This window comes from Klebsiella sp. 4_1_44FAA (genome assembly GCF_000238715.1).
In the GTDB taxonomy this organism is placed as follows: domain Bacteria; phylum Pseudomonadota; class Gammaproteobacteria; order Enterobacterales; family Enterobacteriaceae; genus Klebsiella; species Klebsiella pneumoniae.
Map to the genome: position 1 here is coordinate 316,305 of NZ_JH414800.1, position 13,712 is coordinate 330,016.

The 13,712-nt window shown below is 57.8% G+C and carries 12 protein-coding genes and 1 pseudogene; 7 read left to right on the forward strand and 6 right to left on the reverse strand.

Annotated elements, in window-relative coordinates:
- Positions 1–149 precede the first annotated feature (149 nt).
- Positions 150–1,151: a LacI family DNA-binding transcriptional regulator gene (locus HMPREF1024_RS13885; protein WP_004229436.1), complete on the forward strand. Its 1,002-nt coding sequence runs from the start codon at positions 150–152 to the stop codon at positions 1,149–1,151.
- Here HMPREF1024_RS13885 and lysA read toward each other — a convergent pair.
- Complete coding sequence (gene lysA, locus HMPREF1024_RS13880; RefSeq protein ID WP_009308577.1) at positions 1,144–2,406, reverse strand: diaminopimelate decarboxylase; 1,263 nt, start codon at positions 2,404–2,406, stop codon at positions 1,144–1,146. The two genes, HMPREF1024_RS13885 and lysA, sit on opposite strands and share 8 nt — an antisense overlap.
- A gap of 136 nt (positions 2,407–2,542) precedes the next feature.
- Between lysA and HMPREF1024_RS13875 the strand changes: the two genes are divergently transcribed.
- Positions 2,543–3,469 (forward strand): LysR family transcriptional regulator, encoded by a 927-nt coding sequence (locus tag HMPREF1024_RS13875; RefSeq protein WP_009308578.1) that lies wholly within the window; start codon positions 2,543–2,545, stop codon positions 3,467–3,469.
- Here the strand turns inward: HMPREF1024_RS13875 and HMPREF1024_RS13870 are convergent.
- Complete coding sequence (locus tag HMPREF1024_RS13870) at positions 3,435–4,148, reverse strand: aspartate/glutamate racemase (RefSeq protein ID WP_002915992.1); 714 nt, start codon at positions 4,146–4,148, stop codon at positions 3,435–3,437. The two genes, HMPREF1024_RS13875 and HMPREF1024_RS13870, sit on opposite strands and share 35 nt — an antisense overlap.
- Before the next feature lie 139 nt (positions 4,149–4,287).
- Here HMPREF1024_RS13870 and HMPREF1024_RS13865 point away from each other — a divergent pair, with 139 nt between their 5' ends.
- From HMPREF1024_RS13865 to HMPREF1024_RS13845, 5 genes are all read left to right on the forward strand, one after another.
- Entirely contained in the window at positions 4,288–4,614 is a 327-nt protein-coding gene (locus HMPREF1024_RS13865) for a cupin domain-containing protein (protein ID WP_002915993.1), read from the forward strand.
- Positions 4,615–5,065: 451 nt separating this feature from the next.
- On the forward strand, positions 5,066–5,956 hold the full coding sequence (locus HMPREF1024_RS13860) for a carbohydrate ABC transporter permease (protein WP_002915995.1): 891 nt from the start codon (positions 5,066–5,068) through the stop codon (positions 5,954–5,956).
- Entirely contained in the window at positions 5,949–6,851 is a 903-nt protein-coding gene (locus tag HMPREF1024_RS13855; RefSeq protein ID WP_002915996.1) for a carbohydrate ABC transporter permease, read from the forward strand. Before HMPREF1024_RS13860 ends, HMPREF1024_RS13855 begins: the two co-directional genes overlap by 8 nt.
- Positions 6,852–6,863: 12 nt before the next feature.
- Positions 6,864–7,991 (forward strand): ABC transporter ATP-binding protein, encoded by a 1,128-nt coding sequence (locus tag HMPREF1024_RS13850; RefSeq protein ID WP_004211903.1) that lies wholly within the window; start codon positions 6,864–6,866, stop codon positions 7,989–7,991.
- A 16-nt stretch (positions 7,992–8,007) separates the two neighbouring features.
- Entirely contained in the window at positions 8,008–9,294 is a 1,287-nt protein-coding gene (locus HMPREF1024_RS13845) for an ABC transporter substrate-binding protein (RefSeq protein WP_009308582.1), read from the forward strand.
- Between the two features lie 59 nt (positions 9,295–9,353).
- Here HMPREF1024_RS13845 and HMPREF1024_RS13840 read toward each other — a convergent pair whose 3' ends face one another.
- The 4 genes and pseudogenes from HMPREF1024_RS13840 to HMPREF1024_RS31300 form a co-directional block, all read right to left on the reverse strand.
- A complete protein-coding gene (locus HMPREF1024_RS13840; RefSeq protein WP_009308584.1) occupies positions 9,354–10,697 on the reverse strand; it encodes a carbohydrate porin in 1,344 nt (447 codons plus the stop codon).
- Positions 10,698–10,818: 121 nt separating this feature from the next.
- Positions 10,819–12,252 (reverse strand): glycoside hydrolase family 32 protein, encoded by a 1,434-nt coding sequence (locus HMPREF1024_RS13835; protein WP_032409538.1) that lies wholly within the window; start codon positions 12,250–12,252, stop codon positions 10,819–10,821.
- Between the two features lie 19 nt (positions 12,253–12,271).
- Positions 12,272–13,513, reverse strand: coding sequence for an MFS transporter (locus HMPREF1024_RS13830; RefSeq protein ID WP_009308588.1), 1,242 nt, complete (start codon positions 13,511–13,513; stop codon positions 12,272–12,274).
- A 12-nt stretch (positions 13,514–13,525) separates the two neighbouring features.
- Positions 13,526–13,659, reverse strand: a pseudogene (locus tag HMPREF1024_RS31300) (hypothetical protein).
- Positions 13,660–13,712: the final 53 nt, after the last annotated feature.

The window sequence follows — 13,712 nt, forward strand, 5'->3', positions numbered from 1 at the left end:
ATTGGCATACCAAAGTCTGTCGGCTCGTCAGTTCCTGCCAAAAGCGTGATCGCGATGGTTTTTCCGCCCCGCCCCGTCGATATGTCCCTTTTCGGTCTGTGATAAACTGCGCTTTACCACGTGAAATCAGGAATCGATGAATGGCTACAATGCTGGATGTCTCAATTCGCGCAGGCGTCTCGAAAGCGACGGTTTCCCGCGTGTTGAACGGCACAGGTCAGGTGAAAGAGAGCACCCGCCAACAGGTCTTTAAAGCGATGGAAGAGCTGGGCTACCGGCCCAATTTCCTTGCCCGCTCGCTGGCCAATCAGACCAGCAATAGTATCGGGCTGGTCGTCTCCACCTTTGACGGCTTCTACTTTGGCCGTCTGCTGCAGCAGGCGTCACGCCAGACCGAAGCCTGGGGAAAGCAGCTTATCGTCACCGACGGCCATGATACGCCGGAGCGCGAAGAGGAAGCGGTGCAGATGCTCGCCGACCGGCAGTGCGATGCGATCATCCTCTATACCCGGCACATGAGCGAGAAGGCGATCATGTCGCTGATTAACTCGATCGCCATGCCGCTGGTAGTGATTAACCGCGATGTGGCGCAGGCCCGCGAACGCTGCGTGTTCTTCGAACAGCAGGAAGCCGCCTTCCAGGCCGTGGAGTATCTGATTACCCAGGGCCACCGCGATATCGCCTGCATCACCGTCCCGATGCATACCCCTACCGGCCAGGCTCGCCTGCAGGGCTACCGCAACGCGCTGATAAAACATGGTATTGAGTGGGATCCGAGCCGGGTGAAGTATGGGGACTCGACGATGACCCGCGGCTACGAACTGTGCCGGGAACTGCTGGACGAGAAAGCCCGCTTCAGCGCGCTGTTTTCCTGTAACGATGATATGGCGCTGGGGGCGTCAAAGGCGCTGCATCAGGCGGGGCTGCGTATTCCACAGGATGTGTCGCTGTTTGGCTTCGACGATGCGCCAAGCGCGAAATGGCTGGAGCCGGGGCTGTCGACGGTTTATCTGCCGATCGACAACATGATCACTACGGCTATCGACCAGGCGATCAAGCTTGCCAATCAGCAGCCGATAGAAACGATCCCGCCGTTTACCGGCACGCTGGTGCTTCGCGAGTCGGTGACGACGGGACCTTTTTTTAAATAAGCTCTAAGGCCAGCAGCTCCTGGATGGTCTGGCGACGGCGGATCAGCCGCGCCTTGCCGCCATCAAACAGCACCTCCGGCAGCAGCGGACGGCTGTTATAGTTGGATGACATCGAAGCCCCGTAGGCGCCGGTGTCATGGAGCACCAGATAATCCCCAGGCGCTACCGCCGGCAGCAGGCGGGTCTCGACTTTGCCCCCCTCCTGCTGGGTAAAGACATCCCCGGATTCGCACAGCGGCCCGGCCACCACGGTTTCGACCTGCGGCGCGGCGTTGAGATCCCGGCCATCCCCCGCCAGAGCGGTGATATGGTGATAGCTACCGTACATTGCCGGGCGCATCAGGTCGTTAAAGCCGGCGTCAATCAGCACGAAGTGACGGCTGCCCATCTCTTTCACGCTGCGCACCTGCGACACCAGCACGCCGGACTCGGCCACCAGGAAGCGTCCTGGCTCAATCTCCAGTTTCACCGGGTGCCCCAGATGGGCCGCGATCTGCTCCCGGGCGCGGTTCCACAAGCCATAATAGTGGGCGGTGTCGATGGCCTCTTCACCTTCGCGGTAAGGAATCGACAGACCGCCGCCGGCGGAGATGGCCTGCAGATCCTGGCCAAAGTCGACGACCTGGCGCACCATCGCGCCGCACACCTGCTCCAGGTGACCATAGTCAACGCCAGAGCCGATATGCATATGGATCCCGACCAGCTGCAGCTGATAGCGACGCATCACTTCCAGCGCCGCCGGCAGGTGGCTGTACCAGATGCCATGCTTGCTGTTCTCACCGCCGGTATTGGTTTTCTGGCTGTGGCCGTGACCAAATCCCGGGTTGACGCGCAGCCAGACGCGATGGCCCGGCGACACCTCGCCCAGCTGGCTCAGCATGTCGATCGAGCCGGCGTTCACCGGGATCTGTAACGCCTTCACCCGATCGAGGGTGGCGTCGTCGATCAGATCGGCGGTGAAGACGATATCCTCGGGATTCTGCTGCGGATCGTAGCCTGCCGCCAGCGCCCGCTCGATCTCCCCCAGCGACACCGAGTCCACCTTCACCCCCTGCTCACGCATCAGACGCAGAATATGAATGTTTGAGCAGGCTTTTTGCGCAAAACGCACAACGTCGAACTGGCTGAGCTGGGCTATCTGGCGGCGAATAATCTGCGCATCATAGACCCAGACCGGGCAGCCAAATTCCGCCGGCAGGCGCAGCAGGTTGTCCGCGGTCAGGTCAGTATCGGTGGCGTAAAGCGAGTGTGGCATAAGAACTCCGGTGCAGTGCGTGTGTTGGTCGCTGTTTTTTCTGATTACGCCACAGTGACAGACGAATAAAAAATATCGTTTTATCGCGACTCTATGCAAAAATGATATGGTTCCAGCCGAGCCTCACGGAGACCGCATGCCAGCCGTCAATTTGCGTCATATCGAAATCTTTCACGCGGTGATGACCACCGGCAACCTGACCGAAGCGGCGCGAATGCTGCACACCTCGCAACCCACCGTCAGTCGCGAGCTGGCGCGCTTTGAGAAGGTGCTCGGCCTGCAGCTGTTTGAGCGGACCCGCGGTCGCCTGCAGCCGACGGTGCAGGGCCTGCGTTTGTTTGAGGAGGTTCAGCGCTCCTGGTATGGCCTGGACCGTATCGTCAGCGCCGCCGAGAGCCTGCGCGAGTTCCGCCAGGGCGAGCTGTCGATCGCCTGTCTGCCGGTGTTTTCCCAGTCCTTTCTGCCGCTGCTGTTGCCGCCGTTTCTCTCTCGCTATCCGGAGGTCAGCCTGCAGATCGTCCCCCAGGAGTCGCCGCTGCTGGAGGAGTGGCTCTCCGCCCAGCGCCATGACCTTGGCCTGACGGAGACCCTGCATACCCCCGCGGGCACCGAACGCACCCCGCTGCTGACGCTGAATGAAGTCTGCGTGCTGCCCGCCGGCCATCCGCTGGCGGCGCAGGCGACGCTGACCCCCGCCGATTTTCAGGGCGAAAACTACATCAGCCTGTCGCGCACCGACAGCTATCGCCAGCTGCTCGACGCCCTGTTCCTTGAGCATCAGGTTAAACGGCGGATGGTGGTCGAAACCCACAGCGCGGCCTCGATCTGCGCCATGGTGCGCGCCGGCGCCGGGATCTCGGTGGTGAATCCGTTAACCGCCCTGGACTATGCCGATAGCGGCGTGGTGGTGCGCCGCTTCAGCGTCGAGGTGCCGTTTACCGTCAGCCTGATCCGCCCTCTCCACCGCCCGCGCTCGGCGCTGGTCGACGCCTTTGTTGCCCACCTGCAGCAGAGTCTGCCGCAGATCCTCACGCCGCTGGCGTCGGTCCTGCAGAGAGCATAAAGTTGACCGCGTCTTCCGCGTGGATCGCCGCGGTGTCAAAGACCGGCAGCGGGCTGAGCTCGGCAGGCACCAGCAGGCCAATCTCCGTACAGCCGAAAATAACCCCTTCCGCCCCCTGCTCCGCCAGGGCGGCGATCGTCTGCAGATAATAATCCCGCGACGCCTCGCTGAAAGTGCCGAGACAAAGTTCGTCGAAGATGATCTGATTGATCTGCGCCCGATCGTCAGCCTCAGGGATCAGCGTCTCGATGGCAAACTGCTCCTGCAGACGACCGCGGTAAAAGGTCTGCTCCATGGTATAGCGGGTGCCCAGCAGCGCGACCCGGCGCTGACCTTTGGCGGCAATCGCCCGTCCGGTGGCATCGGCAATATGCAGGAAGGGAACCTGGCAGCGGGCGGCGATGGCATCTGCGACTTTATGCATGGTGTTGGTGCACAGGACAATGCCTTCGGCCCCCGCCTGCTGCAGCCCGACCGCGGCCTCAGCAAGGATCTCCCCGGCGCGATCCCAGTCGCCGGCGGACTGGCAGGCTTCGATGTCGTGAAAATCGACGCTGTGCAGCACCAGGCTGGCAGAGTGCAGGCCGCCCAGTCGCGCCTTAACGCCCTCATTGATCAACCGATAATAGGGGATCGTGGACTCCCAGCTCATGCCGCCTAACAGGCCAATGGTTTTCATCTTCTGCTCCTTATGTCGTTTCTGCCAGTGAAGCAAACTTGTGATCAACTTTCCACTTCTCTGGCCGCGTATTTCTTTTGCATGAAGAGTGGGATAAGTTAAATGAAACAATGTTTCACTTTAACAACAGGATCGCCCGATGTTTATTTTTCATAAAGACACCACCCTTGAAGACCTCGGCAATGGCGTAACCCGCCGCATTCTGGCCCACGACGGCAAAATGATGGCCGTGGAGGTGAATTTTGCCGCCGGCGCCGTCGGCCCGATGCATAACCATCCTCACGAACAGCTCACCTATGTGCTTTCCGGCGAGTTCGAGTTCACCATCGGCGAGGAGACGCGCGTCGTCAGCGCCGGCGATACGTTGTATAAGCGGCCGGGGATTATGCACGGCTGCGTCTGCCTGCAGCCCGGCACGCTGCTCGATACCTTTACTCCCATTCGCGAAGATTTTCTTGAAGGCTAATCCATAACGGGGGCGTTCGCCGTCCCCGGTTACTGCCCGGCGCCCTTCAATAAAAAGATGCGGCCACAATCATTATCCTGGTAATTATATTTCCCGCTCAGTTAAGCCTAATTTTTCATTCCTTTCAGGCGCCCTTTACGGCCAAAATGCTTACCACCTCACCTTTTTGAAACATCGTTTCGACTTTGATCACATTTCCATCCTGATCTGCATGACGCAGAAACAAATCGCAATAAAATGAAATTAAAACGGTGTTTTATAAAAAACAGTTCAGCATAAAAAAAGGGCTGACAGCCCTTACCTGCTAGACCAGTTAAAGAATAACCCATTAATTAACAAGGACATGTTAAGCAGAGGAAGCGTTCAGACATTTTTGCGTTGTCAGGCGTAAAAGGCCGACAGCGCGGCGTCACCGGATCCGTATTACAACTCGTAAGCCAGGTAGGTATGTATGAATGAAAACAAGCTGCTGGGATTGGCATGGATATCGCCCTATATCATCGGGCTGATCGTCTTTACCGCTTTTCCCTTTGTTTCATCTTTCTTTCTCAGTTTTACCGAGTACGACTTGATGAGCCCGCCGGTATTTAACGGCATCGAAAACTATCGCTATATGTTGACCGAGGATAGCCTGTTCTGGAAATCGATGGGGGTGACCTTTGCCTACGTCTTTTTAACCATCCCCTTAAAACTGGCTTTCGCCCTCGGCATTGCTTTTGTGCTCAATTTCAAACTGCGCGGCATCGGCTTTTTCCGCACCGCCTACTACATTCCGTCGATCCTCGGCAGCTCGGTGGCGATTGCCGTGCTGTGGCGCGCCCTGTTCGCCATTGACGGCCTGCTGAACAGTTTTCTCGCCGTCTTTGGCATCGATGCCATCAACTGGCTGGGGGAACCCTCCCTGGCGCTGATGTCGGTCACCCTGCTGCGCGTCTGGCAGTTTGGCTCCGCGATGGTCATCTTCCTCGCCGCGCTGCAGAACGTTCCGCAGTCGCAGTATGAGGCGGCAATGATTGACGGCGCCTCAAAGTGGCAGATGTTCATGAAGGTCACCGTGCCGCTGATCACCCCGGTGATTTTCTTCAACTTTATTATGCAGACCACCCAGGCGTTCCAGGAGTTTACCGGCCCGTACGTGATAACCGGCGGCGGTCCGACCTATTACACCTACCTGTTCTCGCTCTATATCTACGATACCGCCTTTAAGTACTTCGACATGGGCTATGGCGCCGCGCTGGCGTGGGTGCTGTTCCTCGTCGTGGCGGTCTTTGCGTCGATCGCCTTTAAGTCATCGAAATACTGGGTCTTCTACTCCGCCGATAAGGGAGGCAAAAATGGCTGATATTCAACAGATGGCGCCGGTGATGAGCGACGCCGATCGTGAGGTCGCCCGTACGCTGCGCCGGGAAAAGGTGAGCCGGGTGGTGCGCTACGTCGTGCTGATATTCGTCGGCCTGCTGATGCTCTACCCGCTGGCGTGGATGTTCTCCGCCTCGTTCAAGCCGAACCATGAGATCTTCACCACCCTCGGGCTGTGGCCTGCCCACGCCACCTGGGACGGGTTTATCAACGGCTGGAAGACCGGCACCGAATACCATTTCGGCCACTATATGCTGAACACCTTTAAGTATGTGATCCCGAAAGTGGTGTTAACGATCATTTCCTCCACCATCGTGGCGTACGGCTTCGCACGCTTTGAGATCCCGTGGAAGAAGTTCTGGTTCGCAACGCTTATCACCACCATGTTGCTGCCGAGCACCGTCCTGCTGATCCCGCAGTACCTGATGTTCCGCGAAATGGGGATGCTGAACAGCTATCTGCCGCTGTACTTGCCGCTGGCCTTCGCCACCCAGGGATTCTTCGTCTTCATGCTGATCCAGTTTCTGCGCGGCGTGCCGCGCGATATGGAAGAGGCGGCGCAGATCGACGGCTGCAACTCCATCCAGGTGCTGTGGTATGTGGTGGTGCCGATCCTCAAGCCGGCCATTATCTCGGTGGCGCTGTTCCAGTTTATGTGGTCGATGAACGACTTTATCGGTCCGCTGATCTACGTCTACAGCGTCGATAAGTATCCCATCGCGCTGGCGCTAAAAATGTCTATCGACGTCACGGAAGGCGCGCCGTGGAACGAAATTCTGGCAATGGCGAGCATCTCCATTCTGCCGTCCATCATTGTCTTCTTCCTGGCTCAACGCTACTTCGTGCAGGGCGTGACCAGCAGCGGAATCAAAGGTTAAGAGGGAAATATCATGGCTGAAGTGATTTTCAACAAACTGGAAAAAGTCTACTCCAACGGGTTTAAAGCGGTGCATGGTATCGACCTGAAGATTGCCGATGGCGAATTTATGGTGATCGTCGGCCCCTCCGGCTGCGCCAAATCGACCACCCTGCGCATGCTGGCGGGCCTGGAGACCATCAGCGGCGGCGAGGTGCGGATTGGGGACAAAATCGTCAACAACCTGGCGCCTAAATCCCGTGGCATCGCGATGGTGTTCCAGAACTACGCCCTCTATCCGCATATGACGGTGCGCGAAAACCTCGCCTTCGGCCTCAAGCTGAGCAAGCTGCCGAAGGCGCAAATCGACAGACAGGTGGAAGAAGCGGCGAAAATTCTCGAACTGGAAGAACTGCTCGATCGCCTGCCGCGCCAGCTCTCCGGCGGCCAGGCGCAGCGCGTGGCGGTGGGCCGGGCGATCGTCAAAAAACCGGACGTCTTCCTGTTCGACGAACCGCTCTCCAACCTTGACGCCAAGCTGCGCGCCTCGATGCGGATCCGCATTTCCGATCTGCATAAGCAGTTGAAAAAATCTGGCAAACCGGCGACCACCGTCTACGTCACCCACGATCAGACGGAAGCGATGACCATGGGCGACCGCATCTGCGTGATGAAGCTCGGCCACATTATGCAGGTTGATACCCCGGACAATCTCTACCACCAGCCGAAAAATATGTTTGTCGCCGGGTTTATCGGCGCGCCGGAGATGAATATTCGTCCCAGCCAGCTGGTTGAGCACGGTGGTCGCCTGCATTTGACGCTGGGCGATCAGCGGCTGCCGCTCAACGATCGGCTGCAAAGCAAAGTTGAAACCCATAAGAATCAGCAGGTGTTCTTTGGCGTGCGCCCGGAGTTTGTCTCTCTCTCCGATGAACCGTTTGCCGAAGGTTCCTGCGCGGGTGAAATGGTACGCGTAGAAAACATGGGACATGAATTCTTTGTTTATCTCAGGGTTGCTGATTATGAGCTGACCGCCCGCGTGCCGTCGGACGATGCGAAGCCGATGATTGCCAGGGGACTGAATCGCAAAGTCTATTTCACCTTTGATCTCAACAAGTGTCACATCTTTGACGCCAAAACCGAACAGAACCTCTCTCTGTGAACCCTGGAGCATAACAATGAAAAACGTGCTGATAAGCGCCACCCTCTCCGCCACCCTGGGCCTTAGCGCCTTCTCTTCGCTAGCGCAGGATGTCGACATGCGTATGTCCTGGTGGGGGGGCAACGGCCGCCATCAGGTCACCCTCAAGGCGCTGGAGGAATTCCACAAACAAAACCCAGACATCAACGTCAAAGCAGAATACACCGGCTGGGACGGCCATCTTTCACGCCTGACCACCCAGATTGCCGGCGGTACCGAGCCTGACGTGATGCAGACCAACTGGAACTGGCTGCCGATCTTTTCGAAAAATGGCGATGGCTTTTACGATCTGAATACCCTGAAAGACGAGATCGACCTCAGCCAGTTCGACGCCAAAGAACTGCAGTCCACCACGGTCAACGGCAAGCTTAACGGTATTCCAATTTCCGTCACCGCCCGCGTCTTCTACTTTAACGACGAAGCATGGAAAAAGGCGGGCATCCCCTTCCCGAAAACCTGGGATGAACTCATGGCGGCGGGAAAAACTTTCGAAAGCAAGCTCGGGAAACAGTACTACCCGGTGGTGCTCGAACACCAGGACGTGCTGGCCCTGCTCAACTCTTATATGGTGCAAAAATACAATCAGCCGGCCATCGATGAGAAAGGGCGAAAATTCTCCTACAGCAAAGCGCAGTGGGCGGATTTCTTCGGTATGTATAAGAAGCTTATCGACAGCCATGTGATGCCGGACACCCGCTACTATGCCTCCTTCGGCAAGAGCAACATGTACGAAATGAAGCCGTGGATCCAGGGCGAATGGGGCGGGACCTACATGTGGAACTCCACCATCAACAAATATTCCGATAACCTGAAGCCGCCGGCGAAGCTGGTGCTGGGGGAATACCCGATGCTGCCGGGCGCCACCGATGCCGGACTGTTCTTCAAGCCCGCGCAAATGTTATCGATTGGCAAATCGACGAAAAACCCGCAGGCGGCGGCGAAAGTGATTAACTTCCTGCTGAACAGCAAAGAAGGGGTGGATATTCTTGGACTGGAGCGCGGCGTGCCGCTGAGTAAAGCGGCGGTCACCTACCTGACCGAGGATGGGGTAATCAAAGCCGACGATCCGGCGGTGTCCGGCCTGAAGCTGGCGCAATCCCTGCCCACCGCTCTGCCGGTCTCCCCGTACTTCGACGATCCGCAGATCGTCGCCCAGTTCGGCACCACCCTGCAGTACATCGACTACGGTAAAAAGTCGGTGGAAGAAGCGGCCGAGGACTTCCAGCGCCAGACCGACCGCATTCTGCGCCGCGCGATGCGCTAACCTGCCCGCCTGAACTCTCCCGTGGCGTCCGCCGCGGGAGAGCCTGCCTGAGTATCCTGTCAGAAGAAATATTTGAAGCGCACCCGGGCGCCGTAGCGGTCATCGGGATTCCCGCTCTTCGCTGCCGTGGAATCGAGCCACGAGGCATAGGCGCCAAGGTAAATATTGAAGTTCGGCATCGCCATGATATTCGGCAACTGCCAGGAGGTGTGCAGGGTATGGATGTCATAGCGCCCCGGCGCCAGGATAGCGCAATCGCCATCGCATTCGCTGGTCACCCCGGCCATATTGAACTGGTCGATTTTATTGTGCGCATAGATATAGCCCAGCTCCACGCGATGCCAAAGGGCGTTGATCCCGGCGCTGAAGTCGGTTTCGTCCGCCGCGTCCAGCAGGGCGGTACTCAGATTAACCACCGCCCCATCCTGCGGATCGCTTTTCAGGGTGTTCCAGCTCATGGTCAGCCCGTAGCCGGTGCGGTTTGACTGGTCGACCCAGCGTCCGCTCTGGCTCTGATAGCCGTAAGCATTGTTGACGAGATTGCTCTCTATCGCCGCGGCCGCCGACCAGGCGCCGGACTGCCACGCCGCCACCGGCCGCACGTACACCACATTTTTGCGGTTTTCCAGCGCGTTACCATGATAGTTCTGATCGACAAACAGCGAACTGCCGTCCTCCACCAGGGTGTTAACTTCGAAATACCAGTTATCCACCGTTTTGCTAAACAGAAGGTTACCGCCGCTGCTGCTGCGCCCGCGCCCCTCTTTCATCATGTAAATATAGCCATAGCCATCGGAATAGAGATCGTTGGCGGTATTACCTGAATATTCAATAAAGGTATCCTGATTCAGCGGGAACATATCCCAGGCTTCAAAGCGGCCTATTTTTATTTTCCAGTCATCCTGCTGGCCGAAGAAAAATACCGCATCATCAAGATTCATTTTGCCATCCATATCCGCCAGAGGCTGCACGCTGAATCCGGCATATTGCCCGTCGGCGCCATTCCGTCTGCCATCGAAACCCAGCAGAATACGACCGTTAATATCCCAGCGCTCTTTATCGCCGGGCGCCCAGCTTTTATTCGCGCTGGTTTTGACCGACGTCAGACTGCCGGTGCGACTGGCGCCATCGAGGTTAAATTCGACGTCGCCATAAAATTTTAATTCGCCATTGTCATTTAGCTGCAAACGCGGCGAAGCAGGCTCCGCGCGGGCGACCGTCGCGGCCTGCTGCTGGCCTTTCAGCGTCTTAATTTCCGCCTCTGCGCTGGCGGCGCGCGCCTCCGTCGCCTTTAGCCGCTGCTCCATTTGCGCCAGTCGCTCCTCCAGCGATAACGGCGCCTGCGCCATAACGGATGGCAGATACAGAGACGTCAGAAAACACCCGACCCAGATTTTATTCATCGGTAAACCCTTTTATTATGGAATGAACTGAATTTTTTATTAATGGGTAACGCACGACGATGCAGGCAATAATAACCCGCCCATCGTCAAAGACGGGTTATTAACGACAACAGCCTTATTATTATTCGAGCTGCCAGGCGCCGGCTTCGGTTAATGCCGCCGAGCCGCTCCAGGCAAATAACGCTAATTCACGGTGGGGAGCCTGCGGATAGATACGGCTGCTCAGGCAGGCTTCGCCGTCATTGACAAAAACCTCCACCGAAGAGCTATCGAAAAATATTCGCAGGTTGAGATCCGCCCCGGCGGTCAACGGCACGCTGCGCGTCCCGCACAGGCCATACTGCGGATAATGCCGCTCCAGCACCAGACGCTGCTGTTGGGCATCCACGTAGATGCGCAGGCCATCGCCAAAGCGCAGACCATACTGCTCGGCGCTGCTGCGGGCGCAGTCCCAGCGCAGATTCACCTCCATCGCCTCGCAGTTGTCGACCATCGTCGTCTGCTGGTTGTTCAGGGTGCTGACCGGCCACGGGAACCAGGCGCCGCGCAGGCTCTCCACTTCTTTCGCCGGGCGCATCTGCAGGCGGTCATCCGCACTCAGGCTCAGCTCGCGCGGCAGGGAGAGCATGCCCGCCCAGCCGTCCTGCTGCTCCGGCAGCGGCGATTCCCACATATCCAGCCAGCCAATCACGATCCGCCGGCCATCGGGGGTGGCGAAGCTTTGCGGGGCATAGAAATCGTGGCCGTTATCCATCTCCCGGAATTCGCCATGGCGAATAAAACGCTGGCCTGGCTGCCACTCGCCGATCAGATAGCCGCTCTGGAACAGATTACGGTTGCTGAACCCCGCGGCCTGCATCCCCTGTGGGGAAAACATCAGAACGCGTTTGCCGTTGAGGGTGAAGAAGTCCGGGCACTCCCACATATAGCCCATGGTGCTTTCCGCTTCATCCAGCACCCCCGCGTCCTGCCACTGGCGCAGATCGGCTGAACGGTACAGCCGCACCTGGCCGGTATCGCCTTCGCGCGCGCCGACGATCATGTACCAGCTGTCTCCCTCACGCCAGACCTTCGGGTCACGGAAGTGGTGCATACCCGGCGGGGTGTCGACCACCATCCCCTGGCGCTCAAAGTGGATCCCGTCGCGGCTGGTGGCCAGACACTGCACCTGATACAGATTGGCTTCGTCGCCAGGATCGCCGTGGAACTTATGCCCGGTGTAAATCAGCGCCAGGGTATCGCCATCGACCACCGCCGAGCCGGAGAAGCAGCCGTCTTTATCCTCCGGGCCCTCCGGCGCCAGGGCTACCGGCAAATGCTCCCAGTGCACCAGATCCTTACTGCGCGCGTGCCCCCAGTGCATCGGCCCCCACTGGGTGGAGTACGGGTGATGTTGATAAAAGGCATGGTACCAGCCGTCGAACCACACCAGACCGTTTGGGTCGTTGATCCACCCGGCGCGGGCCGCCAGGTGATAGTGCGGATACCAGCGCAGATTCAGCGCCTGGCGTTGTGTCTGGAGTACCTGTTCAGCCCGGGAGATTGTGTAAGTCATCATTTTCACTCTTTTTGATTCAGATAGCGGTAGGTTGCGACACCAGCGGATCGGCGGAGGATTTGCCGGAGCGCAACAAGAAGATGGAAATAAAGGTGGTGCAGAACACCAGCATGCCCATGATCAGGTAGGACTGGGCGAAGCCATATTTTTCATAGCTGTAGCCCGCCAGCGGCGACAATACGCTGGCGATAATCGAGCTGGTGCAGGCGAAGCCCACCAGATAGAGGGTGGAGGAGAGACGTTTATCGAAGTTGAGGCTGTTGTACTTAAAGATAGCCACCAGCAGTATCGGCAACTCCACCGCGTGCAGCAGTTTGGTGATGGAGATCAGCAGCGGCCCCTCCACCAGACCGGAGGCCACCATGCGCATCGCCATCACCATGCCGGCGAAAATCAGACCGTTTTTGGCGCCGATGCGGTTCACCAGCCACGGCGCGCAGAACATGCCGGCCGCCTCGAGGAACACCTGGAAGGAGTTGAGGTAGCCATACATCTCATTGCCTTCCTGCAGGGTCGCGAACTGCGATGAGAAATAGACCGGGAACTGCTGGTCATAGACGCCGTAAATGCAGGTGCCGATGACGAAGAAGACCAGTGCCCAAAAGCGCGGCAGCGTCAGCAGGCGCAGCGCATCTTCGAGGGTCACCTTACCGCCCGATACCGCCTCCTGCATCGCATGCGGCGCCGAGGAGACCCGCAGCCGCGCCAACAGGATAAAGAACACCAGCCCGGAACAGCTGGCGACGAGGAAGTTTAGCTGCGGATTGATGTTAAACAGCAGGCCGGCGAAGAAGGTGGCCACCGCCCAGCCCAGCGAGCCCCACATCCGCGCCCTGCCGAATTCAAACTGGCTCTGACGCGCCACCCTCTCGGTGTAAGATTCCAGCACGCCGATGCCGCCGTTAAAGGTCAAACCGATATAGATCCCGCCAAAGATGCTGCCCAACAGGACGTTGATTTTCAGCAGGTGGCCGAACAGCAGATACGCCGGACCAGAGAGGATCAGCAGCGCGGTGATATACCAGAGCAGATGTTTGCGCAGCCCCAGCTTGTCCTGGATAAATCCATAGCAAACTTGCGCAAACAGCGCGGAAACCGACAGTACGGCATAGATAATACCGGTATCGCCTGCCTTCAGCCCAACCTCCTGGTGAAGCCAGATAGAGAGCAAGGAGCCGGATGACGACCAGGTCACGAAAAAGAAAAACAGTAAGGCACTGAGCAACGGGTAGCTGTGTGAGTGAGGCGCTTTCATCATGACATTCTCGTGTTAGAGGAATGCAATTATGGTAACGTTAACAAAAACAAAACGCAGGTGGATTCGCTGCGATATATGATGTTAATCACAAAAGTTAACGTTAACATAATGAAGATGCGATCGCGATCAAAAATCAACCGCAACATAGCTCACGACGGCGATAGCAGAAAATCGTTTCACTCTTTTACATCAGCGACTT

Excerpts from the sequence above, each read along its gene's own strand:
- HMPREF1024_RS13885 (WP_004229436.1), top strand. The coding sequence starts at position 150 with ATGCTGGATGTCTCAATTCGCGCAGGCGTCTCGAAAGCGACGGTTTCC.
- lysA (WP_009308577.1), bottom strand. The coding sequence starts at position 2,406 with ATGCCACACTCGCTTTACGCCACCGATACTGACCTGACCGCGGACAAC.
- HMPREF1024_RS13875 (WP_009308578.1), top strand. The coding sequence starts at position 2,543 with ATGCCAGCCGTCAATTTGCGTCATATCGAAATCTTTCACGCGGTGATG.
- HMPREF1024_RS13870 (WP_002915992.1), bottom strand. The coding sequence starts at position 4,148 with ATGAAAACCATTGGCCTGTTAGGCGGCATGAGCTGGGAGTCCACGATC.
- HMPREF1024_RS13865 (WP_002915993.1), top strand. The coding sequence starts at position 4,288 with ATGTTTATTTTTCATAAAGACACCACCCTTGAAGACCTCGGCAATGGC.
- HMPREF1024_RS13860 (WP_002915995.1), top strand. The coding sequence starts at position 5,066 with ATGAATGAAAACAAGCTGCTGGGATTGGCATGGATATCGCCCTATATC.
- HMPREF1024_RS13855 (WP_002915996.1), top strand. The coding sequence starts at position 5,949 with ATGGCTGATATTCAACAGATGGCGCCGGTGATGAGCGACGCCGATCGT.
- HMPREF1024_RS13850 (WP_004211903.1), top strand. The coding sequence starts at position 6,864 with ATGGCTGAAGTGATTTTCAACAAACTGGAAAAAGTCTACTCCAACGGG.
- HMPREF1024_RS13845 (WP_009308582.1), top strand. The coding sequence starts at position 8,008 with ATGAAAAACGTGCTGATAAGCGCCACCCTCTCCGCCACCCTGGGCCTT.
- HMPREF1024_RS13840 (WP_009308584.1), bottom strand. The coding sequence starts at position 10,697 with ATGAATAAAATCTGGGTCGGGTGTTTTCTGACGTCTCTGTATCTGCCA.
- HMPREF1024_RS13835 (WP_032409538.1), bottom strand. The coding sequence starts at position 12,252 with ATGACTTACACAATCTCCCGGGCTGAACAGGTACTCCAGACACAACGC.
- HMPREF1024_RS13830 (WP_009308588.1), bottom strand. The coding sequence starts at position 13,513 with ATGATGAAAGCGCCTCACTCACACAGCTACCCGTTGCTCAGTGCCTTA.